17 protein-coding genes and 5 pseudogenes are annotated in these 26,080 nt (G+C 61.2%); 8 read left to right on the top strand and 14 right to left on the bottom strand.

What is annotated here, in order from left to right; all coding sequences use genetic code 11:
* Positions 1 to 35: 35 nt before the first annotated feature.
* Genes NVV72_05705 through NVV72_05690 form a run of 4 tightly spaced genes read right to left on the bottom strand, consistent with a single transcriptional unit; the run spans position 36 to position 4,096 of the window.
* On the bottom strand, positions 36 to 587 hold the full coding sequence (locus NVV72_05705; protein MCR6658849.1) for a nucleotidyltransferase family protein: 552 nt from the start codon (positions 585 to 587) through the stop codon (positions 36 to 38).
* Complete coding sequence (locus tag NVV72_05700) at positions 584 to 1,471, bottom strand: XdhC family protein (protein ID MCR6658848.1); 888 nt, start codon at positions 1,469 to 1,471, stop codon at positions 584 to 586. Before NVV72_05700 ends, NVV72_05705 begins: the two co-directional genes overlap by 4 nt.
* Positions 1,468 to 3,618, bottom strand: coding sequence for a molybdopterin-dependent oxidoreductase (locus tag NVV72_05695; GenBank protein MCR6658847.1), 2,151 nt, complete (start codon positions 3,616 to 3,618; stop codon positions 1,468 to 1,470). Before NVV72_05695 ends, NVV72_05700 begins: the two co-directional genes overlap by 4 nt.
* 1 nt (position 3,619) lies before the next feature.
* A complete protein-coding gene (locus NVV72_05690) occupies positions 3,620 to 4,096 on the bottom strand; it encodes a (2Fe-2S)-binding protein (protein ID MCR6658846.1) in 477 nt (158 codons plus the stop codon).
* A 192-nt stretch (positions 4,097 to 4,288) separates the two neighbouring features.
* Here NVV72_05690 and NVV72_05685 point away from each other — a divergent pair, with 192 nt between their 5' ends.
* Positions 4,289 to 6,043, top strand: a complete 1,755-nt coding sequence (locus NVV72_05685; protein ID MCR6658845.1) for a tryptophan 7-halogenase — start codon at positions 4,289 to 4,291, stop codon at positions 6,041 to 6,043.
* On the opposite strand, the pseudogene NVV72_05680 reads toward NVV72_05685, so the two are convergent.
* The 3 genes and pseudogenes from NVV72_05680 to NVV72_05670 all read right to left on the bottom strand — a co-directional run bounded on the left by NVV72_05680 (position 5,983) and on the right by NVV72_05670 (position 8,833).
* A pseudogene (locus tag NVV72_05680) lies at positions 5,983 to 6,924 on the bottom strand (LacI family DNA-binding transcriptional regulator). The gene NVV72_05685 and the pseudogene NVV72_05680 sit on opposite strands and share 61 nt — an antisense overlap.
* 76 nt (positions 6,925 to 7,000) lie before the next feature.
* Positions 7,001 to 7,914: pseudogene (locus tag NVV72_05675) on the bottom strand (tyrosine recombinase XerC).
* Positions 7,915 to 8,149: 235 nt separating this feature from the next.
* The gene (locus NVV72_05670) at positions 8,150 to 8,833 is read right to left on the bottom strand and encodes a DUF484 family protein (protein ID MCR6658844.1); all 684 of its coding nucleotides are present in this window, start codon (positions 8,831 to 8,833) and stop codon (positions 8,150 to 8,152) included.
* 93 nt (positions 8,834 to 8,926) lie between these two features.
* Here NVV72_05670 and NVV72_05665 point away from each other — a divergent pair.
* Positions 8,927 to 11,150: pseudogene (locus NVV72_05665) on the top strand (primosomal protein N').
* On the opposite strand, the gene NVV72_05660 reads toward NVV72_05665, so the two are convergent.
* Positions 11,151 to 12,410 (bottom strand): beta-lactamase family protein, encoded by a 1,260-nt coding sequence (locus NVV72_05660; GenBank protein ID MCR6658843.1) that lies wholly within the window; start codon positions 12,408 to 12,410, stop codon positions 11,151 to 11,153.
* 74 nt (positions 12,411 to 12,484) lie between these two features.
* The gene (locus NVV72_05655) at positions 12,485 to 13,231 is read right to left on the bottom strand and encodes a TerC family protein (GenBank protein ID MCR6658842.1); all 747 of its coding nucleotides are present in this window, start codon (positions 13,229 to 13,231) and stop codon (positions 12,485 to 12,487) included.
* A gap of 302 nt (positions 13,232 to 13,533) precedes the next feature.
* Here NVV72_05655 and atpH point away from each other — a divergent pair, with 302 nt between their 5' ends.
* The 6 genes and pseudogenes from atpH to NVV72_05625 all read left to right on the top strand — a co-directional run bounded on the left by atpH (position 13,534) and on the right by NVV72_05625 (position 19,688).
* Positions 13,534 to 14,088, top strand: a complete 555-nt coding sequence (gene atpH / locus NVV72_05650; GenBank protein MCR6658841.1) for an ATP synthase F1 subunit delta — start codon at positions 13,534 to 13,536, stop codon at positions 14,086 to 14,088.
* An 18-nt stretch (positions 14,089 to 14,106) separates the two neighbouring features.
* A pseudogene (atpA, locus tag NVV72_05645) lies at positions 14,107 to 15,638 on the top strand (F0F1 ATP synthase subunit alpha).
* Positions 15,639 to 15,662: 24 nt separating this feature from the next.
* Entirely contained in the window at positions 15,663 to 16,538 is an 876-nt protein-coding gene (locus tag NVV72_05640; protein MCR6658840.1) for a F0F1 ATP synthase subunit gamma, read from the top strand.
* 10 nt (positions 16,539 to 16,548) lie between these two features.
* Positions 16,549 to 17,998: pseudogene (gene atpD, locus NVV72_05635) on the top strand (F0F1 ATP synthase subunit beta).
* 2 nt (positions 17,999 to 18,000) lie between these two features.
* Entirely contained in the window at positions 18,001 to 18,276 is a 276-nt protein-coding gene (locus tag NVV72_05630) for an ATP synthase F1 subunit epsilon (GenBank protein ID MCR6658839.1), read from the top strand.
* Positions 18,277 to 18,473: 197 nt separating this feature from the next.
* Positions 18,474 to 19,688, top strand: coding sequence for a hypothetical protein (locus tag NVV72_05625; protein ID MCR6658838.1), 1,215 nt, complete (start codon positions 18,474 to 18,476; stop codon positions 19,686 to 19,688).
* Here the strand turns inward: NVV72_05625 and NVV72_05620 are convergent, their stop codons facing one another.
* The 5 genes from NVV72_05620 to NVV72_05600 all read right to left on the bottom strand — a co-directional run bounded on the left by NVV72_05620 (position 19,689) and on the right by NVV72_05600 (position 25,824).
* The gene (locus tag NVV72_05620) at positions 19,689 to 20,051 is read right to left on the bottom strand and encodes a DUF1428 domain-containing protein (protein MCR6658837.1); all 363 of its coding nucleotides are present in this window, start codon (positions 20,049 to 20,051) and stop codon (positions 19,689 to 19,691) included. It lies immediately after the preceding gene.
* Positions 20,052 to 20,131: 80 nt separating this feature from the next.
* The gene (locus NVV72_05615; protein ID MCR6658836.1) at positions 20,132 to 20,617 is read right to left on the bottom strand and encodes an RNA pyrophosphohydrolase; all 486 of its coding nucleotides are present in this window, start codon (positions 20,615 to 20,617) and stop codon (positions 20,132 to 20,134) included.
* Positions 20,614 to 21,846 carry a divergent polysaccharide deacetylase family protein gene (locus NVV72_05610; GenBank protein MCR6658835.1) on the bottom strand — a complete coding sequence of 411 codons (1,233 nt, stop codon included), beginning with the start codon at positions 21,844 to 21,846 and terminating at the stop codon, positions 20,614 to 20,616. Before NVV72_05610 ends, NVV72_05615 begins: the two co-directional genes overlap by 4 nt.
* 113 nt (positions 21,847 to 21,959) lie before the next feature.
* Positions 21,960 to 23,717, bottom strand: a complete 1,758-nt coding sequence (locus tag NVV72_05605) for an alpha/beta hydrolase-fold protein (protein MCR6658834.1) — start codon at positions 23,715 to 23,717, stop codon at positions 21,960 to 21,962.
* A gap of 1 nt (position 23,718) precedes the next feature.
* Positions 23,719 to 25,824, bottom strand: a complete 2,106-nt coding sequence (locus tag NVV72_05600; GenBank protein MCR6658833.1) for a glycoside hydrolase family 97 protein — start codon at positions 25,822 to 25,824, stop codon at positions 23,719 to 23,721.
* Between the last annotated feature and the right edge of the window lie 256 nt (positions 25,825 to 26,080).

Here is a 26,080-nt window from a genome sequence, read left to right as displayed (position 1 = left end):
ACGGGGCGGAATGAAATTTTATGCCTGGTTGGGAGTCAGGACGTTTTTAGCCGGTTGAGGTCTTCGGGTGTGTCAATATCGGCCAGGATAAAGCCGCCGGTCTCGATATGGCGCAACCGATAGCGACCTGATTGCAGCAGGTCACGGGCGCCATGATCGCCGGAAAGGCAACGCAGTTCATCGAAACAGGTGGATGAGAATAGAACGGGGTGGCCGTTTTGGCCGTCATGGACAGGGACAACGATATCATGACCGGGCAGGGCGGCGGCCATGTCGCAGTAGAGATCAGGCACGATCAGGGGCATGTCGGCCAGCACGATAAAGGCGGCGTCACAGGGTTTCAGCGCCGCCACGCCCAGGGCCAGCGAATGGCCCATGCCTGCTTCCGGATGGGGATTGATGATGTGATGCACGCCCGAAAGCGGTGCGCGGGTCACCACGAGCACTTCGTCAAGTCCGAGACCTGCCAGGCCGTCGAGCACATGTCTGAGGAGCGGTTTGCCATCAAACTCTGCGCGCAGCTTGTCCTCTTCCCCGAACCGCCGCGATGCCCCCGCTGCCAGCACGACCGCCGAAAACCGCTTCATGCCGTCACCATGCGGCGCCAGTGTTCCACGACCTGCGCCAGGATCGACAGGGCGATTTCCGGCGGTGAGGCAGCCGCGATATCGAGGCCGACCGGGCCGTGGATGCGCCTGAGCATGTGGGGTTCCGCGCCCATGTCTTCCAGAATTTCCAGACGCCGGGCTTGGGCCTTGCGGCTGCCGAGCGCGCCGATAAAGAAGCCCTCGCATTGCAGGGCTTTCAGCAGAACTGGCGGTTCATAGCTGTGGTCATGGAAAACCGTTACCACGCCGCAATAGCGATCAAGGATAGCGTCAAAGTCCTCTGCCGCGGTCAGGTGGCGGCCAGTCAGCCGTGCCACCAGGGCTGCATCCGGCGACCAGATATCCAGTTCGATTTCCAAAGTCGGCGCCAGTTGCGCCAGTGCCTCCATGATTGGTCCCTGCCCGACGGCGACCAGCCGACAGGCGGGCAGATAGTGGCGCGTATACTCAGGTTCACAAGGTGCGGAAATGATCATCGAAGCCGGTTGGCGGGCTTCCCGGCAGGCGATGATCCGTTCGATGTCGACGTCGCTGATCCTGACATCGAAAAACACCTTCAGGCCAGACCCGCACGGCAGGGTGATATCCTTGAAGCGCGACCCTTCGCCGTAAAGCTCGGTGCGGTTTTCGCCAAGCCGCATGGCCTCCAGGGCATCGAGCACCAATGTACCCTCGGCGCAGCCACCGGTGATGAGGCCGCACGCCTCGCCGGTGTCGCAGACGGCCAACTGGCTGCCGACCGGGCGCGGTGACTGACCGGTGGTGCTGATCAGGGTGAGCAGGGCGGTCTGGTGACCGGCCTTGCGCCAGTTCCTCAGCGCCGGCAGCACAAAATCACGATAGACAGGCGCAGGCAGGATCAAGCGTTGGCCACTTGTTTGGTGGCCAGGGTTTCCGGCAGGATCGGTAGTTTACGGATCCGGATGCCAGTGGCGGCGAAAATGGCGTTGGCGACGGCGGGAATGACCGGCGGCAGGGCGGGTTCACCCAGGCCGGTCGGCGGGAAATCGTTGGTGACGAAATGGACATCGACTTGCGGCGCCTTCGGCATCCGCATCATCGGGATGTCGTGGAAATTGCTCTGGACGGCGCGGCCCTTTTCAAAGGTGATCCCGGCCTCCATCGAGCCGATGCCGTCCATGACGGAGCCTTCAACCTGATTGAACGCGCCGGTCGGATTGATGATGTGCGAGCCGACATCGCCGACCGCCCAGACCTTGAGCACGCGCCACTGGCCGTCAGCCGCTACGCGGACATGCGCCACCTCGGCAAAATAGCCGCGATGGCTGAAATAGGTGGCGACGCCCAAACCTTCTCCCTTGGGAAGTGACGCCTTGCCCCAGTTCGAGCGTTCGGCGACGGTTTGCAACACGGCCCGCATCCGCGCCGGATTGTAATTGGCCTTGTCGCTCAGATGTGCGTCGAGCTGCGCCAGCCGGAAGGCCACCGGATCCTGGCCCGCCGCATGGGCGATCTCGTCCCAGAAGCTTTCATGCACGAAGGCCAGGGCATTGGACGACGGCGCGCGCAGATAGCCGGTGGGGATGGTGGTCTCGATCAGCGATTGCTCCAGCCGGAAATTGGGCGTCACCAGCGGCGCGAAGGCGTTACCGTCGATGCCGGCGCCCTGGGCCACCTGGCCGTCGCGGCTGAAGGTGACGCTGTGGCAGGCATAGGCGGTGAGCCTGCCCGCCGCATCCACGCCGGCGCGTAAGCTGTGATAGCAGCCGGGCCGGAAGAAATCGTGGGCGACATCGTCCTCACGCGACCAGACCAGCTTGACCGGCTTGCCGGCCTTTTGCGCAATGGCGGCGACCTCGGCCATGTAGTCGTTTTCCAGCCGCCGGCCGAAGCCGCCGCCGGCGCGCCGCATATGGACGGTGACGGTTTCCGGGGCGACGCCGAGCGTCTTGCCGACCAGTTCCTTGCCGCTGTTTGGCACCTGGGTTGGCGCCCAGATTTCGACGCCAGTGGCGGTTACGCGAGCCGTGCAGTTCTGCGGTTCCATCGGCACATGGGCCAGGAAGGGCACATCGTAAAAGGCGTCGATGGTCTTCGCCGCGCTTTTCAATGCGGCATCGATATCGCCGCTATGTTGCTTGACGTCTCCCTTGCCCTTGACCAGCGCCTTCGCCTTTTCGAGATAAATGGCGCTGTCGTGCGTGGCGCCGATGGCGTCGTCCCACACCGGTTCCAGTGCGGTACGGGCATTTTGCGCATACCACCAGCTTTTGGCCAGGATGGCGATACCATCCTGCAAGCCGTGCCAGTCCGTGCCTTTCAGGATGAAAACATCGGTCACGCCCGGCATGGCCTTCGCCGCCGTCAGGTCGCAGGTTTGCAGCCGCGCGCCATAGACCGGCGACTTGACATAGACGGCGTAGAGCATCCCCGGCAGGGTCATGTCGATACCGAAGATCGGCTCGCCCCTGACGATTTTCGGACTGTCATAGCCATTCTGTGACTGGCCGATCAGCTTGAAGTCTTTCGGGTCTTTCAGCTTTAGGTTTTCCAATGCCGGCGGCGTCGGTTTTGCTGCGTCAGCCGCCAGTTCGCCATAAACGAAGGTCTTGCCACTTTCGTGGATCACCTGGCCCTTAGCGGTGGTGAAAGCGTCATGCGGGGCTGACAATTTCCGCGCCGCCGCCTCGATCAACAGCCAGCGTGCCGCCGCGCCGACCTGGCGCATCGGTTCCCAGTTCATCGTCGTGGTCATGCTGCCGCCGGCGAATTGCGCGCCGTAACGCGCCTCATCCGAAGGGGCGGTTTCAATGCGGACCTTCGTCCAGTCGGCGTCCAGTTCCTCGGCGATCAGGATGGGGAGCATGGTCTTTGCGCCCTGGCCAATTTCCGGGTTCTTGGCCATGATCGTAACCAGGCCGCCAGGCGCGATGCTTATATAGTCGGTGAGGGCTTGTGTACCTTCTGCCTTCGCAAAGCCGAAGCCGAGCATCAGGCCGCCGCCGATACCGGCGCCCGCCTGGAGGAACAGTCTGCGTGTCGTTTCCATGTCAGGCGCTCCTCAAGTCATCGACCGGCTGGCCCGAAGCCGATTTTATGGCGGCGCGGATACGCTTATAGGTGGCGCAGCGGCAGAGATTGCCCTCCATGGCTTCATCGATTGCCGCGTCATCCGGTTTCGGGGTTTTGGCCAGCAGGGCGGCGGCGGTCATGATCTGGCCGGCCTGGCAATAGCCGCACTGCATGACATCCAGTTCCAGCCAGGCCGTTTGCAGCGCCTGCCCTTCACGGGTGTCGCCTATGCCTTCGATGGTGGTGATTTTCGCACCGTCCAAGGAGCCGATCGGCGTGACGCAGGCGCGTGCCGCCTCGCCATCGACATGGACGGTGCAGGCGCCGCACTGCGCCACGCCGCAGCCGAACTTGGTGCCCTTGAGATCGAGTTCGTCGCGCAGGGCCCACAGAAGCGGCATCTCTTCCGGCGCATCGACCTCACGACGTTTTCCGTTGACGGTCAGGGTGATCATGCGGTTTCTCCCTTTTGTTACGGCCAGATTAAGCCCGCGTGTGCAGATCGCGCAAGCGGATTGATGCGATGGGGCTACTTCCGGTTACGAAGCGGCCGAAAGCCCTGAACGTGCTTGAAAACTTATACAAAACCGTATCATATAAGAGAATGGTGCCGATGCGCCCAATAACAAAACAGCGAAACAATCGAGATGAGCCACACTGATACGTCAGCCTCTGAAAGAAAAGCGCGCGAGGTTCTGATCGTCGGCGGCGGGGCGGCGGGCTGGATGACGGCCGCCTATCTGGCTAAAAATCTCGGTACGGACCGGACGGGTGGTCCAAGGATCACCGTCTTGGAATCGCCGGACATCAGCATCATAGGGGTAGGCGAGGGCACGTTTCCGACCATCCGTAATATTCTGCGTTCGCTTGGCATAGATGAAGCGGAATTCATGCGTGAAAGCCATGCCACTTTCAAACAAGGCATCCGCTTTGATGACTGGGAGACGCCGCCGCAGCACGAACCCAACGGCCAGTTGAAACACAGCCATTACTTTCATCCCTTCGAAGCGCCTTACTGGTCGCGCGAAGAACTGAATCTGGTGCCGTACTGGCTCCTGAAAGACCGAGATAAGCGCCCGCCCTTCGCCCAGGCGGTCACCTTCCAGAAAAAAGTGGCCGATGCCGGCCTGGCGCCGAAGGCCATCCATCAGGGGCACTATCAGGGGCCTTTGAACTACGCCTACCATTTTGATGCCTACCGGTTTGCTGGTGTGCTGGCGAAATTTGCCAAGGGGCTGGGCGTTCATCATCTCTACGGCAATCTGACCGGTGTTGGCCTTGCGGCCGATGGCGCTATCGACCATGTGGCCACGGCGGAGCATGGCGACCTGAAAGCCGGGCTTTATGTCGATTGCTCGGGCTTTCGTGCCGAACTGATCGGAAAGGCGCTCCGGGTGCCATTCAGGCCGATCCGCGATATCCTGTTCACTGACCGTGCGGTCACCGCCCAGGTGCCGCATGACTGTACGGATTGCCAACTCGAAAGTTACACGGTCTCGTCGGCCCATGAAGCCGGCTGGACGTGGGATATTGCCCTCAGCGACCGCCGGGGGATAGGCTATGTCTATGCGTCTGACTATACAACGGACGAGCGCGCCGAAGCCGTTTTGCGCGAATATATCGGCCGGACCAGCAAAGCCGAAATTTCTCCGCGACACATCAGCTTCACCGCGGGGTATCGTGAGCAGCAGTGGGTGAAGAATTGCGTCGCGGTGGGCCTGTCCGCCGGCTTCCTGGAGCCGCTGGAATCGACGGGCATGGTGCTGATCGAGTCGGCCGTCAACAAGATCGTCGAGTTTTTCCCGTTCAGTGGTCCGGCGGATGCGTCGGCGACGATTTTCAATGAGTCCATGACGCGGCGTTATGAGACCATAATCGGCTTCATCAAGCTGCACTACTGCCTGAGCAAGCGCCCGGAGCCCTTTTGGGTGGACAATACGAAGCCTGAGACAATACCGTCGCATCTGCGCGATCTGCTGGCCCTGTGGAAATTCCGCCCGCCGTCACGCTTTGATTTCGTACTGGATCATGAGAGTTTCGCCTTCTTCAGCTACCAGTATATTCTGTACGGCATGAATTTCGAAACCAACTACGAGGCCGCCCGCCCTTCCCTGCGTGAGACGGAACTGGCTGATCAGCTTTTCGCCCGGATCGCCGCCTTCGGCGAACAGGCTTCAAAGGATCTGATCAGCCATCGCGATCTGGTCGATGCCGTCTACAGGGAAGGCTTCGTTGAGCGCCGGGGCGCCACCGCCCCGTATGCGCGGGGTCAAGATGTGATCGTGGTTTCGCGCACGATCAGTTCATGCGGAATGATATGGCGGATCTGGCGATCGCTGGCTGTGACCTTGTCCGGGGAATCATCGAGAATCTGGATGCTGCGGCGGGCCATTTCGAGATAGGGCTGACGCACGGTCGTCAGGGCGGGCCAGACCGCCGAGGAGATCGGGGCATCGTCGAAACCGACCACGGCCAGATCATCGGGGATACGCAGGCCGGCCTTGTGCGCCACCGAGCAGGTGGCGGCCGCCATTTCATCATTGCAGGCGAAGATGGCGGTCGGGCGGTCGGGCAGGGCCAGCAGGCGTTCGGCGGCCTCGAAGCCGGACTTGAACGAAAAATATCCGGATTCCATATAGGCCGCCGGTGGCCGCGCAATGCCAGCCGCGTCGAAGGCTTCATAAAAGCCATTGCGGCGCAGGATCGAGGCGGCGTGATCCGGATGGCCGCCGATATGCGCAATCTTCGTATGGCCCATGCTGAACAGGTATTCGACGACATCGCGCGCCGCCAGCCTGTCATCCATGGCCACGGAGGCGTAATGACTGTCCGGCGTGGAGGGCGAGATCAGTACACAGTTTATATTTCGACTTTTCAGGAAACTTTTGAGTGGCCCGAAATCGCACAGGGTTGGCAGCAGGATCATGTCCCTGATCTGCGCATCGGTAATGAAGCGGTCGAGATAGGCTTGCCAGTCAGGCATTCCCTGCTCGTACAGCTCAACGGCCAGATATTTGCGCGATTCCATGCAGGCGGCGAGCATGGCCTGGTGAAAACGGCCCTGATAGCCGCTGGTCGGGTCTTCCAGCAGCAGGCCGATGGAGGTCTTGCCACCCATGCGAAGGCTGCGCGCCTGGGCATTGGGGCGGTATTCGAGCTGGGCCATCGCGGCCAGCACCTTTTCACGCGTGCTGGCCTTGACGGCCTTGTCTTCATTGACCACGCGCGACACGGTCTTCGCCGAAACACCGGCCAGTTCGGCGACATCGTAGATGGTTGACATGATTACGTAAAAACCCCGGTTTATCGGGAGCTTAGCCCTATGTTAGCGTTCACGCAAGATCGGCCTTCAGGCAGCCTTATCCCTTGGGATGCGCGGCGGCATAGGCGGAGAGCAGGCGTTCGGTATCGACCTGGGTATATTTCTGCGTGGTGGACAGCGACACATGGCCGAGCAGTTCCTGGATCGAGCGCAGGTCGGCGCCGGAACCAAGCAGGTGGGTGGCAAACGAGTGGCGCAGGGCGTGCGGCGTGGCGCGGTCGGAAAGGCCCAGGCGCGAACGCAGGTGCTGGATGCTGGCCTGGACGTGACGCGGTGAGAGTTCGCCGCCACGTTTGGCGCGGAACAGCCTGTCTTCCGGCTGGAGGACGAACGGCTGCTGGCGGCGATAGGTCTCCACCGCTTCGCGCACCGCCGTGATGACCGGCAGGGCGCGCATCTTGTTGCCCTTACCAACAATACGTAAAGAGTCGCCGAGCGGTGCATCTTTTACGCGCAGCGACAGGGCTTCGGAAATCCGCAGGCCGAGACCATAGAGCAGCATGTAAATGGCCTCATCGCGGGCGTTTTCCCAGTCGTCCCGATCCGAATCCATCTGGGTTTCGTTGAGCAGGCCCTGCATCTGGTCGATATTGAGCGGGCGCGGCAGGGTGGCTTTCAGGCGGGGGCCGCGCATCAGCGCCACCTGGGCATTGGGCCGGTCGAAATGCAGATCGAGGAAACCGTGAAAGGATTTTATGGCCGAAAGATGCTGGGCCAGGGAGCGCGCCGACAGGGGGGATCTTTGCTGCGCAGATGCGCCATCCAGGCGCGGATATCGCCGGAAGACACGGCGACTATATCATCAAGCGTCAGGTCGTTTGGAACGGACTTGCCGAGATGGTCGAGATAATAACGCAGGGCGTGGGCATAGGCGTCCAGCGTGCGCGGCGAACACCGCTTCTGGTCTTTCAGCCAGTTCACCCAGGCGATCTGGGCATCGAAAAGGGTCAAGAGAAATGCTCCCCTGCGCCGGGGCGGCTTCCCTCCCCGTCCTTTTGGAAGGGTAGGAGTGGTGAGAGGGCTTTCTCCATGCCGGACCGCAGGGGGGCGTCGGAGAAGGAAGCCTCATAGACGCAGGGTAGCATCCTTGAATTTTGAATATAGGAAGGCATGTGGACAATTTTAAGATCAAACCGTAAGGAATCCTTTACCCGGTTGATCGGGTTGGAAAAAATTACGGTAAAACCTAGCTGAGGACCGGCCAGCGGTCGGCCACGCGTTCCACGACGCGGGCGACAAAGGCGACCAGTTCGGCGCCCATATCCGGCGAGAAGCCGTCAAAATCGTTTGAACCGAAGGCGACGAGACCCGGACGGCCTTCGCGCCACAGGGCGATGCGCAGCACGGCCGCCGATTTGACACGCTTGACATCGTCATCGAAAAGCACGCGGCACACGCCATCCGGGCCGAGAAGGCTCAGGCCCGTTTCGCCGATGATATAGTCAACGCCGCCGTAATCGAGGGTTTTCCAGCCGAGCGGCACCGGCGCGGTATCTTCCAGCGCAATGGTGGCGGCCACCAGCCCGAAGCGATGGCGCACCTCTTCATTCAGCCGGCGCGCCAGGTCGGAATGATTGCGCGCTTCCATGAGGCTTAAGACCAAACCGTGCGTCTGGCTCTGGGCGTCGAAATTGGCGCGGGCGGTCATTTCAAGCTGGCGGCGGATATCGAAATCCTTGAGCGCGCGGGCCTCCAGGCGCGACAGGGCGGCCGGGCCGAAATCGATCAGATGTTTGGTCTTGCTTTGCAGGCCCAGCGTTTCCAAAAGGGCGGTATCGCGCCGGATATCATCGGCGTGTTCGATCAGATAGCGGCGCATGGCCTGCCAGCTATCGAGATCGGGAAAGGTTATGCCGCCTTCGGTGCTCATAATCAGCACCATAATGTGGCTTTTCGCGTCTGTGAAGCGGTTTCCGCTTCCGGCTATGACAAAGCGGGGGATTTCGTGTTAGAGGCTAAAATCATGAGTCCGGCCGCCTCCGATTTGTTTGAACCCTCAGAAAAAGTAACCTTAATCGCCAAGGTCGTTGTGCTCGCGCCCATGGCCGAGGCGCTTGATTATGCCGTGCCTGCCGGCATGACCCTGAGGGCCGGTGAACATGTGATCGTGCCGCTGGGCCATGCCAAGGTGCGCGGCCTGGTGATCGGCTTTGAGACGCCGGAAGCGGACGAAGATCTGTCGCGCGTCAAGGCGGTCGTCGCAAAACTTGACGATCCCATTGTTCCAGAGGCGAGCCTTAACTTCTGGCTGTGGGCCGCCGGCTGGACCCTGACCCCGCCGGGTGTTTTCCTCAATGGCTGTATCCGGGCGCTGAAAATTCCGCGCGCCGTCCCGAAGCAGGGCTATGTGCTGACCGGCGAACAGCCAGGCCGTATGACCAAGGCGCGACAGGCCGTACTCGATACCGCCCTGGTGCCGATGAGCGCCACGGACCTGGCTATGGCGGCTGGCGTTTCGACCGGCGTGGTGACGGCGCTGGAAAAGGAAGGCGTGCTGCAAAAGGTCGATCTGGCGCGGGAAGAAATCTGGCCGCAGCCCAATCCCGATTTCGCACCGGCACGCCTGAACGACTCACAATCGGCGGCGCATCAGCTTTTGCAGATGGAGCAGGCCAAACGCGCCTTCGCGCCGGTCCTGCTGGATGGCGTCACCGGTTCCGGCAAGACCGAGGTCTATCTGGAATCCGTCGCGGATATCCTGCGTTCTGATCCCGAAGCCCAGGTACTGATCCTGCTGCCGGAAATCGCCCTGACCCAGGCGGTGCTCGGCCGGCTTGAGGCGCGTTTCGGTGTCGAGGTGGCGCAATGGCACGCCAATATCTCCAACGGCAATCGCCGGCGCATCTGGGAGGGCGTGGCGAAAGGCCATGTGCGGCTGGTGGTCGGGGCGCGTTCGGCGCTTTTTCTGCCCTATCAGCGACTGGGCCTGATCGTGGTTGATGAAGAGCATGACGGCTCCTACAAGCAGGAAGAGGGCGCGCGCTATCATGCCCGCGATCTGGCGGTGTTCCGGGCGCGGCTCGATGGCGCCATGGTCATACTCGCTTCGGCCACGCCCTCGCTGGAAAGCCTGACCAATGCCGAAAAGGGCCGCTATGCCTGGATCCGGCTGGAGCAGCGCCACGGCACGGCGGTCCTGCCTGATATTTCATTGATCGATATGAAGGCGCATCCGCCGGAGAAGGGCCCGAATGGGGAAACCCGCTGGCTGAGTGATCCGCTGGTTGGTGAAATACTGGCCACCCTGAAGCGCGGCGAGCAGACCCTGCTGTTCCTCAATCGCCGGGGCTATGCGCCGCTCGTGCTGTGCAAGGCGTGCGGTGAGAAGATGACCTCGCCCAAGACCGATTCCTCGGCTGGTCGAGCACCGCGCGTCAGGCCGGCTGGTCTGTCACCTGACCGGCTTTTCCATGCGCAAGCCGAAGACCTGTCCGCATTGCGGCGCGCAGGATAGTTTGATTTCGGTCGGGCCGGGCGTGGAACGCATTCTGGAAGAAGTGCAAAGTCGTTTCCCCGACGCGCGGGCAGAGGTCTTTTCCTCTGACACCACGCCCGATGCCGCTTCCTCGGCTTCGCTGATCAAACGGATTGAGGATAACGAAGTCGATATCGTCATCGCCACGCAAGCGGCGGCCAAGGGACACAATTTCCCGAACCTGACGCTTGTGGGGATTGTCGATGCCGATCTTGGGCTAAAGGGTGGCGACCTGCGCGCCGCGGAGCGCACTTTCCAGCTATTGGCGCAGGCCACCGGGCGGGCGGGCCGCAAGCTCAAGCCGGGGCGGGCCGTACTGCAAACCTATACGCCGGAGCATCCGGTCATGCAGGCCCTCCAGCATCAGGATCGTGACGCCTTCTACGCCTATGAATCGATGTCACGCGAAGTGGCGAAATTTCCGCCATTCGGACGGCTGGCGGCGCTGATCCTGTCGGCCAAGGACCAGAACCTGCTCAACAAATTTTCGCGCGAACTGGCTTTGTTTATCCCGAATACCGAAGGCGTCGATGTCTATGGCCCGGCCGATGCGCCACTGGCGTTAGTGCGTGGCCAATGGCGCAAGCGCTTCCTGGTGCGGGCCGACCGCAACCGCGATCTGCAGGCATTCGTCAGTCACTGGCTGGCGGCGATCAAGCGGCCCAATGCCATCCGGCTGGTGGTCGATATCGACCCCTATAGTTTTCTGTGATCAGGCTTTCCGCCCCAGCCGTACCGCTTCTTCGCGCAGGGCGGCGTGCGACGGGAAGAAACCGCCGTCATTGGCGCCGTCGCAATTATACAGCATCGCCACGGTCAGTTGTTCAAACGGCAGGCTCAGCAATTGGCCGGTAAAGCCATTGATGCGGCCGCTGTGGGTGAAAAACGGCTGGCCATCGATAAATCCCAACCGCATCCCCAGTCCATAACCCGGTGAATGCGTGCTTTCGCGGTCGATGGCGAAGGCGCCGTCCTTCAGCCGCACCGGGGTCAGCATTTCCGTCAGGCTTTCTGTTTTCAGAATCTTGCCGGTCATCAGGGCCGAATGCCAGCGGCAGAGATCCGCCGAAGTCGAACGCAAGCCCCCGGAACCGCCGGCGAAGCTGGCCGAGACCGGCCAGACCTCGCCGAAACCATCGCGCAAGCGACGATTGGCGCGGTGGCCTTCGCAGATATCCGGATCGCCGGCATTGAGCGGATCGATAGAGGTGCGCGTCATGCCGGCGGGGCCAAAGAGGCGCTGGCGGCAGAATTCGGCGAGAGGCAGGCCGCTCAGGCGTTCAACCACAATGCCGAGCAGGGCGAATCCGGTATTACTGTAGACCCATTTCAGGCCGGGCGGACAGCGAAACAAGGGATCGGCGCCCTTGATCGCCTCCAGAAGTCCCTGCTGTGTGTAGTCATGCGTCTGCGCCGTCGTCAGCATGTCGGCGTGGCGGCCGCTGAGATAGTCATCCAGACCGGAGGTATGGCTCAAAAGTTCGCGCAGGGTCATGACATCGGCGCGCGGGAAATCCGGAATAAAACGCGCCAGCGGATCGCCGAGCCTGAGCTCGCCTGCCTCCCTCAAAAGCAGGATGGCCGCGGCGGTGAACTGCTTGCTGATCGAGGCAATGCGGAAGCCGGTATTCGTGTCGACCGGATGTTTCGGCGCCAGTTGCGCATTGCCGAATCCGGCCGAATAGAGCATCACGCCAGCCTTCATGACGCTCAAGGACAGGCCGGGCGTGACATGGCGTTCGATCATCTGTCCGGCCATGGCATCGAGCGACGGCCAGTTCAGCAGGGGCGGCGGCGGCGGGGGTGCAACCGGTTCGGCATGGGGCGGCGACAGTTCGGGGACATGAACGGCCGCGTTCGGCAGCAGGGTGGCGCCGGCCCACAGGGTCAGGGCGCCGCCGGTCAGGCCGGTGCCAATGCCCGTCAGGACGTCACGGCGCATCAACAGGGCGCGGGGCGTAGGCTCGGTCATTCTGACTCCAAAATCGCGTCAGGCCGATTGTTTGCCCATTTCAGCGCCCGCGTAAAGCCGCCGTGTCAGTAAAATTAGTGGTGATCGCCGCTCTTCTTTGCCCGGCCGCGCGCGAACATCTGCAGGGCCTCGATAAAGGCGGCGAAGGCCATGGCGGCGTAGATATAGCCCTTTTCGATATGGAAGCCGAAGCCTTCGGCGATGAGCACCGTACCGATCATCAGCAGGAAGCCGAGTGCCAACATGACGATGGACGGATGGCGGTTGATGAAGGCCGAGATCGGACCCGAGGCCACGAACATCAGGAAGACGGCGACGAGGACCGAGATGATCATGATCGGCAGGTGATCGGTCATGCCGACAGCGGTCAGGATGGAATCGATGGAGAAGACGAGATCGAGCATCAGGATCTGGGCGATGGCGGCGGCAAAGCCCAGTGACTTGCCCTGCGGCTTATTGTCACCGTCCTCGCCCCTATGCTCGGTCGAGTGGTTGATTTCGCTGGTCGCCTTGTAAACCAGGAACAGGCCGCCGCCGAGCAGGATGAGGTCACGCCACGAAAAGCCATGACCAAACAGCCAGATGACCGGGTCCTTCATGCCGGCCAGGTGCGACAAGGTGAACAACAGGGCGATCCGCATCAGCAGCGCGCCGGACAGGCCGACGGCCCGTGCCCGTGCCCGCATCGATTCGGGCAGCTTGTTGGTCAGGATCGAGATGAAGATCAGGTTGTCGATCCCCAGTACCACCTCCATGACGATCAGGGTCAGGAGGGCTGCCCAGGCGGCAGGATTGGTCGCAAGGGCTGTCAGGTCGGCCATGGTGTCTGGTCTCTTGGAATGGAGGCGGCGGCAATATCCATTATAAATAAAAGAATTAGGTCGAATCTCAAGACGTGCGGGTCAACAAATCAGTGGGTCGCGTAACTTTGATCTCATAAGTGGACTTAAGCCTCAAGAATCTCGGCCTGTTTGGTTGCGATGGCAAAAACCCTATGCTAAGGAGCCCGCGGCTATAGCCAGCAGAGGCGCTTGTTTCAGCGCCCGTGAGCTTATGCCCATTATCCGAAGCCATGTTTTTGGCGTCGCATACGCAATTATTGGACACAGTTTAGGAATACGGTGTGAACGATCAATACCGAGAAACGGAAGCCGGCGAGCGTTATGCCCGTGCTGCCTTTGACCTCGCCCAGGACGGCAAGGTTCTCGAAAAGGTGCATGGCGATCTGGCGAATCTGAAGGCGCTCCTTAATTCCAGCGCCGAACTGCGTATTTTCGTCGCCAGCCAGGTCTATAAGTCGGACGTCAAGCTGAACGGCCTGTTGGCCGTCGCCAAAAGCCTGAAGCTCAACGCCCTGACCCAAAAGGCGCTCGGCGTCCTGGCCGCCAATGGTCGCATGGACCATCTGTTCCCCTTCATCACCGCTTTCAACAAGCTGTACGACGCCGAAAAGGGCATTGTCAGCGCGGAAGTGACCTCGGCTGTCGCGCTTTCCGATGCGCAGTTGGAAGACCTCAAAAAGACCCTGGCCAAGACGCTGGGTCAATCTGCCGAAATCAGCACCCGTGTTGATCCGGCGCTCCTGGGCGGGCTCAAGGTCCGCGTAGGCTCGCGTCTCTTCGACGCCTCCCTCAAGACAAAACTCGATTCCCTTAAATTCGCCCTTAAAAAAGCGTAAGACACCAAGAGACGAAAAATGGACATTCGCGCAGCCGAAATCTCGGCCATCCTCAAAGCTCAAATCGCCGGTTTCGGTGAAGAAGCCGACGTCTCCGACGTAGGTTCCGTACTCAGCGTCGGCGACGGTATCGCCCGCGTCTACGGCCTCGACAAGGTGCAGGCCGGTGAAATGGTCGTGTTCCCGAAGGCCGGCGTGAAGGGCATGGCCCTGAACCTGGAAAAGGACAATGTCGGCGTCGTTATCTTCGGCGAAGACCGTGAAATCGCCGAAGGCGACGAATGCCGCCGTCTCGGCGAAATCGTCGACGTGCCGGTCGGCAAGGGCCTGCTGGGCCGCGTCGTCAATCCGCTGGGTGAGCCGATCGACGGCAAGGGCCCGATCGTCTCCACCGAACGTCGCCGTACCGACCTGAAGGCGCCGGGCATCATCCCGCGCAAGTCGGTCCACGAGCCTGTCCAGACCGGCATCAAGGCCATCGACACCCTGATCCCCGTCGGCCGCGGCCAGCGCGAACTGATCATCGGTGACCGCCAGACCGGCAAGACCGCCGTCGCCATCGACGCCATCCTGAACCAGAAGGCCGTCAACGCCGGCACCGACGAGTCGGCCAAGCTGTACTGCATCTACGTCGCCATCGGCCAGAAGCGCTCGACCGTCGCCCAGATCGTCAAGGCTCTGGAAGAAAACGGCGCCCTGAATATACGACCGTCGTCGTCGCCTCGGCTTCGGAACCGGCCCCGCTGCAATATCTGGCCCCGTTCGCCGGTTGCGCCATGGGCGAATATTTCCGCGACAACGGCATGCACTCGCTGATCATCTATGACGATCTGTCGAAGCAGGCCGTCGCCTACCGCCAGATGTCCCTGTTGCTGCGCCGCCCGCCCGGCCGCGAAGCCTATCCGGGCGACGTCTTCTACCTGCACTCCCGCCTGCTCGAACGCGCCGCCAAGCTTAATGAAGAAAACGGCGCTGGCTCCATGACCGCCCTGCCGGTTATTGAGACGCAAGCCAACGACGTGTCGGCCTATATCCCGACCAACGTGATCTCGATCACCGACGGCCAGATCTTCCTCGAAACCGACCTGTTCTATCAGGGCATCCGTCCGGCCGTGAACGTCGGTCTGTCGGTGTCGCGCGTCGGTTCGTCGGCCCAGATCAAGGCGATGAAGCAGGTTGCCGGCGCCATCAAGGGTGACCTGGCCCAGTATCGTGAAATGGCCGCCTTCGCCAAGTTCGGTTCGGATCTCGATGCCGCTACCCAACGCCTGCTGGCCCGTGGCGCCCGCCTGACCGAACTGCTGAAGCAGCCGCAGTATTCGCCCTTGAAGGTCGAAGAACAGGTGGCCGTGATCTATGCCGGTACGCGCGGTTATCTCGATACCATCGCTGTCGGCGATGTCGGTCGCTATGAAAAGGAACTGCTGTCGGCCCTGCGTACGCGCCACGTCGATCTCTTGAACACCATCCGCGACAAGAAGGCCCTGTCGGCTGAGCTCGAAGAGCAACTGAAGGCCGTCATCGTCGATTTCACCGCCAACTTCGCTTAAGATCCAGAGAGTTAGTCAGAACAAATGGCAAGCTTAAAGGACATGCGCACGCAGATCGGAAGCGTCAAGGCGACGCAGAAGATCACGAAAGCGATGCAGATGGTGGCGGCCGCCAAGCTCAAGCGCGCGCAGGATTCGGCTGAAAACGCCCGGCCCTACGCCAAACGCATGGCAGCGGTCATCGCCAACCTGGCCCGTGGCATCACCGGTGATTCCGCCCCGCAGATGCTGGTCGGCAATGGCGCTACGACCCATCAACTGGTCGTCGTCGCCACCGCTGACCGCGGCCTGGCCGGCGGGTTCAATTCAAACATCGTCCGCGCCGCCCGCGAATTCATCGCCCAGCAAACCGCCGCCGGTAACAAGGTCCGCCTCATCACCATCGGCCGCAAGGGTCGTGACCAGTTGAAGCGCCAGTTCGGCGACAAGATCGTCGAGAGCTTCGACCTGTCCGGCACCAAGGTGCTGACGATCGATGTCGTGGCCCCGATCGCCGACCTGATCGCCCGCGAATTCTCCGAAGGCCGCGCCGATGTCGTGACCCTCTTCTATTCGCGCTTCCAGTCGGTCATCGCCCAGGTGCCTTCCGCTAAGCGCCTGATCCCGGCTGATGTCGATCTCTCCGCCCTGGAAGATACCCACGGTGCGGTTTACGAATACGAGCCGTCCGAGGAGGAGCTTTTAGAGACGCTCCTGCCGCGTAACCTGTCGGTGCAGCTTCTGGCCAGCCTGCTGGAGAACAATGCCGGCTTCTACGCCTCGCAGATGAGCGCCATGGATAACGCCACGCGTAATGCCGGCGAAATGATCAACGCCATGACCCTGAAATATAACCGTAAACGCCAGGCCCAGATCACGACTGAACTGATCGAGATCATCGCCGGCGCCGAAGCCCTGTAGGAACAGACCCATGTCCGCACCCCAAAAGATTACTGCCGCTACCGGCAAGATCACCCAGATCATCGGCGCTGTCGTCGACGTGTCGTTCGACGGTGGTATGCCCGCCATCCTGAACGCCCCTGGAAACCACCAACACCGCCACCGGCGCGCGTCTGGTTCTGGAAGTCGCCCAGCACCTCGGTGAAAACACCGTCCGTACCATTGCCATGGACGCCACCGAAGGTCTCGTCCGCGGCCAGCCGGTTACCGACCTCGGCACCCCGATCACCGTGCCGGTCGGTCCCGCCACGCTCGGCCGTATCATGAACGTCATCGGCGAGCCGATCGACGAAGCCGGTCCGATCGAAACCAAGTTCTTCAATCCGATCCACGCTGACGCGCCTTCGTTCGCCGATCAGGCCACCTCGGCCGAAATCCTCGTCACCGGCATCAAGGTCATCGACCTGATCTGCCCCTATTCCAAGGGCGGCAAGATCGGCCTGTTCGGCGGTGCCGGCGTCGGCAAGACCGTCACCATCCAGGAACTGATCAACAACATCGCCAAGGCTTACGGCGGCTACTCGGTGTTCGCCGGCGTGGGTGAACGTACCCGTGAAGGCAACGACCTCTATCACGAAATGATCGAGTCCAAGGTGAACGAGCACGGCGGCGGGGGCACCTCGCGCTGTACGCTGGTTTACGGCCAGATGAACGAGCCTCCCGGCGCCCGCGCCCGCGTCGCCCTGACGGGGCTGGCCCAAGCTGAATATTTCCGCGATGTCGAAGGCAAGGACGTTCTGTTCTTCGTCGACAACATCTTCCGCTTCACGCAAGCCGGTTCCGAAGTGTCCGCCCTGCTGGGCCGTATTCCTTCGGCCGTTGGCTATCAGCCGACGCTCGCCACCGAAATGGGCCGTCTGCAGGAACGCATCACCTCGACCAACAAGGGTTCGATCACCTCGGTTCAGGCCGTGTACGTCCCGGCCGACGACCTGACCGACCCGGCGCCTGCCGCTTCGTTCGCCCACCTGGACGCCACCACCGTTCTGTCGCGTTCGATCGCCGAACAGGGCATCTATCCGGCCGTCGATCCGCTCGATTCGACCTCGCGTATCCTTGATCCGCGCGTCGTTGGCCAGGAACACTACGAAACCGCCACGCGCGTTCAGGAAATCCTCCAGCAGTACAAGGCGCTGAAGGACATCATCGCCATCCTCGGCATGGACGAACTGTCGGAAGAAGACAAGGCGACCGTCGCCCGCGCCCGCAAGATCCAGCGCTTCATGTCGCAGCCTTTCCACGTCGCCGAAATCTTCACCGGCACGCCCGGTGTTCTGATGTCGATCGAAGATACCATCAAGGGCTTCAAGGGCATCTGCAACGGTGATTATGATCACCTGCCGGAAGCCGCCTTCTATATGGTCGGCACCATCGAAGACGCCATCGCCAAGGCTGAAAAGCTGGCCGGCGAAGGTAAGTGATCATGAGCGATAAGCTGCATGTTTCGCTGGTGACGCCCGAACGCGAACTGTTCGCGGGCGAGGTCGATCAGGTCGTGGCGCCGGGTGTCGAAGGTGAATTCGGCGTTCTGGCGCACCACGCGCCCTTCATGACCACGCTGGCCGAAGGGGATGTCACCATCCTCGACGGCGTGACGAAGCGCGTCTTCCAGGTGCGCGGCGGCTTTGCCGACGTCAACGAGGACGGCATGACCATCCTGGCTGAACACGCCAACGAATATGGTGAAAATATTCACTAGTTTTCGCTCAAGCGCCGCGGGGCTTACGCGCAAACGTGCGCGGCGCCCGGTCGGGCTTGCCAAAGCTTCGCTTTGGAAATCAATTGAGTGGTGAGAGATTAAAGCCCGCTGAGTTTACTCGGCGGGCTTTTTTGTTATGGTGGGGCATGGGCAAGTGGCGGGACATCATCATAGGGGCACTGTGCGGGGCGGCTGTCATGTCCGCCAGCACCGCAATGGCTGAAACCTATGTGCCTCTGCGGGCGGAGGTCGTGCGGCAGTCCGTTGGCATCAACACCCATATCCTCTATAAGGATGGCGCCTACAGGCGCATGGAAGATGTGATCAGCGCGCTGGATTATCTCGATATCCGCCATATCCGTGACAGCGCGCCGCGCGCCCGTCCTGACCGTCCGCTCCCACTGGCCGAATATATCTGGCTGAACAAGGCGAATGTGCGTTTCAATCTGATGATCCGGGGCGGGGACTATGATCCGGCCAATACGATCGGTGGTCTGGAAAAGCTCGAAGTGGCCCGGCCGGGCGCGATAGAGCTTATCGAGGGGTTCAACGAGGTTCATAACGAGCCGGTGACCTATATGGGCAAGACAAGCCTCGAAGCCGCGCTTGCAGCGCAGGCTGAGACGGTCAGGTTGCTGAGGGCGCACCTGACCTTAAATCATATTCCCATCCTTGACCTGACGGGTAACGATGTCCCGGAGACGCTCGGAGACCGGGGCGATTACCACAATACGCACGTCTATGCGCAGAACGGCCATCAACCGGGCAAGTGGATGGATCAGGATGGTCATTGGGCGGATGGCAAACCGTGGGCTATTACCGAATTCGGCTACGCCACCAATCCGCAGAGCGGCTGGCAGGTGATAGGCGTCGATGAAGCGGGGCAGGCGAAGGGATTGCTAAACGGTATCCTCGACGCCATGCAAAATGGGGCCTCGCGCATCTATCTGTATGAATTACTTGATGAAAAGCCTGATCCAAAAAGCAAATCCAATGAAATGCACTTTGGCCTGTTCACGACCGATATTAAACCGAAGCCGGCGGCGAAAGCCTTGCGCAATCTGCTGCGGATCATCGGCGATCCGGATCCGGCGGCCCTGACCTTTACGCCTCAACCGCTGGATATGATATTGCAGGGCGCACCCCAAACGCTCCGTGTACTGGCGATCCAGAAGGCGTCGGGCGAAACCCAGATACTGCTGTGGAATGAGATTGCTTTCTGGGACCGCGAGCATGGCAAACCTGTCCAGAATGCGCCGGTGCCGGTAAGGCTGACCCTGCCGTCTGGCGCCCACGCCAGGGCGCTGTACGATCCCATGCAGCAACCAGATGCCATCCATCAGTTCAGCGGTGAATCCGCACTGACGGTCGATGTGCCTGATTATCCGGTGATTGTTGAGATCGCGCGCTGATCAGCCCCGGTTAAGCAGCGAAAAGCCGCCGAAGATCAGGCGCTTGCCGTCGAAGACCATCTCCATGTTTTCCGGACTCATGCGCGGATCGGCCATGACCTTTTCGTTGCCGGCATCGCGGGCTGCTTTGGAAGGCCAGGTGACCCATGAGAAGACGACCACTTCATTAGGTTCCAGCTTCACGGCCATCGGGAATGAGGTGACCTTGCCATCGGGCACATCATCGCCCCAGCATTCGATCACTTCCAGCGCGCCATGGTCGCGCCAGACCGCCGCGGCCTTTTTCGCCATGGCCAGATAGGCGTCTTTATCGGCATTGCGGACGGGGATGACAAATCCATCGATATAGGTGGTTTCACTCATGATGCGCTCCTCTTGTGAGCCCATCCTATCATCCCGCATTTGTCAGGAAGAGGCAGCAGCGATAACACGATGGTGTGATGTCAGACCAGGGTGCGCAGTTCGGCGATAACCTTGCGATAGCTGTCGCGCTTGAAATGGACCACGCGGTCGATGACGGCATCGAGATCACACCATTCCCAGCGCGAAAACTCCTGCTCACCGTGGGTTGTCAGGTTGACCTCAGAATCCTGGCCGGTGAAGCGATAGGCGAACCATATCTGCTTCTGCCCCCTGAAATTCTTGCCGATCCGCTTGTTGGCCAGCACTTCGGGCGGAAAATCATAGACGATCCAGTCCTTTGTGCGGCCCAGGGGCGTCACCGAGCGAATACCGGTTTCCTCATAAAGCTCGCGCAGGGCGGCGGTTTCCAGTTCCTCGCCTTCATCCACCCCGCCCTGAGGGAACTGCCAGGCGTGGTCGCCGCTCACGCCGAAGCGATGCCCGATCCACACCTTTCCGGCGGTATTGAAAACGACAAGCCCGACATTGGGGCGATACCCTTCCGGGCCTTTGTCTGTAGTGGTCATTGGTGGGTGATCGCCGAGGCGGGCGCGAGTTGTATCCCTTTCGCGTCCAGGCCTTGCGTCCATTTGAGCGCCACGGCGAGCGTTACCGGATAGGCGAAGCCGGTGCCGAGTGCGGAACCGCGGCTTTTGGCGGTGGCTTCCAGCCCGCCCAACTGGGCAAAAATGGCGGTCGAGTTGATCTGGTTGTCAATGATGCGGTCGGCCGAGGCACGTCCCCAGGCGCCTTGCAATCCGCGCGCCTGGCCGTCATCGATGAAGCTGACGCCGCGGTTCTTGAGGTTTTGCAGGAAGACCGTGGTGCCGGCCTTGTCCTTGAAGAACGCGCCGCCCTGGTAATTAGAGACGGCGAAATAGCCCGTGGCGCGCGACAGCGCCCAGTTCAGGTGGCCGATCAGGTCGTCGGTGCGGGCATTGGCGAGCAGGGTCTGCGGGCCGGGGTCATTGTCCGGATAGTTGGTCGGCTGCATAGGCACCTCTATCATGACCTCATGACCAGCGGCGCGCGCCTGGTCGATCCAGCCCTGGAGCCCGGAAACATAAGGCACGAAGGACAGGGTAACCTGCGGCGGCAGTTGCTCGATGGCTTGCTTCGTGGTGGCCGGATTGAGGCCCAGCCCACCGACGACGAGCGCCACCATCGGCCGGCCATCGCCTTTGAACGGACGGGCATAGGCCGAGGCCGGGGTCTGGCCATTGGGGGCGATGATCGGCAGCGGACCGTTGTCCGTCGTCTGGGTCAGTCCGCCGATCGGCGCCGGGGGCAGAGGAGAGACGGTGAATTTCGGCGCGGGCATGGCGCCGTTGCCGTCATCTCCCGGAAGGGTGATCACGGCCGTGCCCTGGACCGGCGGTGCATCTGGATCGGTGAAGGTATCGGCGCTGGCATCGCCGAAGAGGCCCAGGCTGTCGAGCGTGAAGGACTGCATACCGGCCTGGCTGTCGCCTGTCGCGGCGTGCGCGCTGGCGGCCGGGGCCTTGTCCTTGGCGAGGTTGATGCGGACCGAGGGCGAAGCCGCGTCGGGGTCACCGGCCAGGTTCAGGAAGGCGAAGGCGGCGATGGTGAAAACGGCCAGGGCCGAAACCGGCGCGACATAGGGCTTTTTGAAGGTCTCGACGATCCGTCCGGCCCAGATCTTCGGCAGTTCACGCATGTGCGGACGGGCGCCGCGCGGTGGATCGAAGCGCGGGCGGCCGGGCAGGTCTGACGAGGGCTTTGGCTTGGCAAACATGGGGCTTGGCGAACAGGGTCCGTCTGAACTGGCATACGATAGTCCGGAGTGTGACGGATCACGGTTAACAAACCCTAACAGAAACTGAATTTACGCGATATGGCGCTGTCTTTTCAACGGTTCAGCAGGAAGACAAGCGGTATATCCACGCGCTGGCGCCAATCCTTTTCGCTGTGCTCGGCCCCTTCATAAACGGGGGCGTGGAAATTGGCCTCGCTCCAGCCATTGGCGCGGAAAGCCGCCACGGCCTTTTCCTCATAGGGCGTGAACAGGCCATCGAGCCCCACCGTGCCCTGATCGCTGTAGATGCGATTGCGGCCGGGGACCATCTTCGTTGTCTTCAGCCAGGCCGTCCAGCCGGCGGCCACGGTTTCGGCGTCGGCTTCGATCGCGGTCGGGTCTTTGGCCGGATCGGCCATCAGCCACGGCATGGAGAGGGAGGCCGAGGCGCCGAAAATATCTGGATATTCCCCTTGCGCATAAAGCGCGATATGGGCGCCCATAGAAGACCCCATGATCGAGGTGTTTTCCGGGCCGGGGGCGGTGTGGTAGGTCTTGTCGATCATCGGTTTCAGTTCGGTGACGACGAATTTCAGGAAGTTATCCGCATTCGGTGTTTTGCCATCCTCGAAGGCGCGGATGCGCACCTGGTAATCCGCCGGCATATGGTCATAGACCTTCTGCGGCATGTATTCGCGCGTCCGGTCTGGGATGTTGTCGATGCCGATAATGATCGCTGGTGACACCTTGCCGTCATCGATCAGTTTCGGCAGCACCTCGGCCACGCCCCAATCGGCACCGCTGTACTGGCTGGGCGAAAACAGGTTCTGGCCATCCATCATGTAGAGGGTCTTGTAGGTTTTCGCCGGGTCGTAATCATCCGGCAGCCAGACATGAATATCGCGCGGGATGACATAGGCCGAAGTCACCTGTGGCAGGGTGATCAATGTGCCGCTGGCCACCACTTTCTGCTTCAAAAGGAAGTTCAGCGGAATATCCAGGCGCTTCGCCCAGGATGTTTCGCTGTGATCGGCGCCGGGGAATATCTGCGAGGAAAAATGCGGGCCGTCCTGCCAGCCGCGCGCCTTCATCGCCGCCGCCACGCCCAGGCTGTAGGGGCGGTAGTGCGCATCGAGTGTCTCCGTGCCCTGGTCCATATAGACATGGCTGGTTGTGGGATTCAGGGGCGATATGGCGAGATAGTCATCAAATGCCTGGATCACCAGCGGTGCATTAACGGCGTCGTCCGGCGTACTGATCCATGGATTATCAAGCACCCAGTGCATCGAGAGCGAGGCCGAGGCGCCGAAGACCTGCGGGTATTCGGCTTGCGCGTAAAACGAGATCAGGCCGCCCATCGACGACCCCATGACAGAGGTGTGGGCCGCATCGCCTTGAGTGGCGTAGGTCTTGTCGATAAAGGGCTTTAGTTCGGTAACAAGGAAGCGCAGGTACTGATCGGAAAGCGGCGGGCCGCCCCAGTTCTTCGCCAGGCGGGCACGAGCCTCCGGTGGCATTCGGTCATAGATTTTTCGCGGCAGGTATTCGCGGCCGCGCAAGGTCCCGCCATTATCGATGGCCACCACGATCACCGGCGGCAGGTCGCCGGATTTGATCCGTGTGCTGAGCATGTCAATAATGCCCCAGGTGTGGCTGCCATAGGCCCGGCTGGCCTCAAAGACATTCTGGCCGTCCTGCATGTAAAGCACCGGCAGGGGATGCGCCGGGTCATAGCCTTCCGGCAGCCAGACCGTGACCTGGCGAGGGGTAATGAATTTCGAGGCGAAGGCGGGATAGTGATCCAGCCGCCCGTCCGCCCAGGCGGGCAGGGCGAAGAGAACGGCCAGGCCGATCAGTATCCCGCGCCACATCTTACTTCTTCTTCTGGGCCACGAAGCGGATCGCCTCGCCGCCGCCGGGGGCCATGCGCAGGGTGAGCGTATCGCCAGCCGTCACCGTCTTTTCCTCGATGACGATATCGAAGCGGGCCTCGCCTTCCATGCCGGCCTTCGGACCATCGCGATAGATCTGCGCCTTGTAGGTGCGGCCGGCCTCCAGGAAGCTCAGCGGCACATCGACGCTGCGTTCGTTTTCATCGGTCACGCTGCCGAGATACCAGTTGTCGGAGTGGCGGTCCTTGCGCACGATAGTGGCGAAATCACCCGGCTCGCCATTGAGGGCAATCGACTGGTCCCAGTCTGTCGGCACGTCCTTGATGAACTGGAAGGGCTTCGGATATTTAGCGTAGTTTTCCGGCAGGTCAGCGGCCATCTGGATCGGCGAATAGAGGACGACGTAGAGCGCCAGTTGCTTGGCCTGAGTGGACGGGATCGGCTTGCCCTGCCCTTCGAGGCTGAGGATTCCCGGCGTGAAATCCATCGGGCCGGAGAGCATGCGGGTGAAGACGAGATTGGCCTCGTGTTCCGGCGGATTCTGCGGATCGCCCCAGGCGTTATATTCCATGCCGCGCTGGCCTTCGCGCGACACCCAGTTTGGATAGGTGCGGCGCAGGCCGGTATCCTTGATCGGCTCGTGGGTATCGATGGCGATATGGTATTTGGCCGCGGTCGTCACGTTCAGCAGATAGTGACGAACCATTTCCTGGCTGTCGTTGAAGGTGTAGCGGACTTCGCCGTCGGCCGCCTTGACGCGGGCGCCGCCGGCATCGGCGACATAGCCGGTCTTGACCGAATCCACGCCATATTTTTCGTATTGCGCGAAGCCCGCCGCCATTTGCGGCTCGTAGTTGGCGACATTGCCGGAGGTCTCGTTATGGCCGACCAGATGGATGCCCTTCTTCAGGCCATAGGCGGAAATCGCGGCTAAGTCGAAATCCGGGTAGCTTTCGGTGAAGGAGAAGTTCCAGCCCTTGCCGAACCAGTCTTCCCAGCCCTTGTTCCAGCCCTCGACCAACACGCCGCGGAAACCATTCTTCGCCGCGAAGTCGATATAGTCCTCGGTGTTTTTGGTGGTGGCGCCGTGGCGCGGACCGGCTTCCCAGGTCCACTTGTTGAGGTGCATCCCCCACCAGATGCCGACATATTTATACGGCTTGACCCACGACACATCGCCCAGCTTGTTGGGTTCGTTGAGATTCAGGATCAGGTCGGATGCGTTATAAAGTCCGGCGGCGGTATCGGTGATTTCCATGGTCCGCCACGGCGTCGGGAAGGGCGCGTCACGCACCACTGGCGCGCCCATGGCCGAAGGCGCCAGGCGTGTTTTCAACCGCTGGCCATCGACGCGACGCAGCCAGTAGGCGGCGTAATCGACCAGGGCCGCCTCATGGAAAGAGATATAGAGCCCCTTGTCCGTCTTTATCGTCATGGGCGTCTGGGCCTCGCTGACCTCGTCCAGCGGCGTTTTGTTATAGAGATATTCCTCGCGGTTCCATTCACCGGCGACATCCCACCAGGCGGTGGCCGGATCGGCGATGGCGAACTCGGTCAGTTCGTCCATGATCTCCAGCTTGTGAAGCTGCGGCTGGTCGGGGAACTCATAGCGGAAGCCCAGGCCGTCATCATAGATGCGGAAGACCACGGTCATCTTGCGGTCATCCCAGGTCTTCTGGACCACGTCGACGCGCAGTTCATTATAATGGTTGCGCACATAGCGGCGCTCGCCCCACGGCTGCTCCCAGGTGTCGTCGTGCGACGTCGTTTCTGTCTTATCCAGTGAGAAATAGCGATCGAACTTCGGCGCATTGGCCAGGATCAGGCCCAGCCGCGACGGATTAACGATGACCTGACCGTTGCGCGACACCTGATAGGACAGATTGCCATCCCCGCTCAGCATGACATCGACATGCAGCACCTTGTCGGGTGAGTCCGCGCTGGCAATGGTCTGGTATTTCGGCGCCGCCTGCGAGGATTGCGAGACATCGGCGGCCGGAGCGGCGTCCTGGGCCAGGGCGGGGCTGGCGGCCGTTACCGCCAGGAGTGAAAAAGCAAGCGCCTTCAGGCTCGGCCCGGTATGCATGGAGAGTTTCCTTATTCCTGTAATCGTTTTCTAACCCAGGCTTATGCCAAATGGCCGGCGCGCAAAAGACCTTATCTGCGGTTGAAGGGCATGCATACGTATTCAGAGGGCCACATAATAGCTGAATACGTATTCAGGATTGCGCACCTTAAAAAGCACGCATAGGCTGACGGCAACTTCGGTGAACCTTGCTCTGGCTGCCCGGCTCTGGAAATTGACGCAAAATTTCGCCTATTGCGCTTTTTCTGTTGCCCTC

Source organism: Asticcacaulis sp. (assembly GCA_024707255.1).
Lineage (GTDB): Bacteria > Pseudomonadota > Alphaproteobacteria > Caulobacterales > Caulobacteraceae > Asticcacaulis.
Note: the sequence above shows the minus strand (reverse complement) of the source record. Positions and strands in the feature narration are given on the sequence as shown.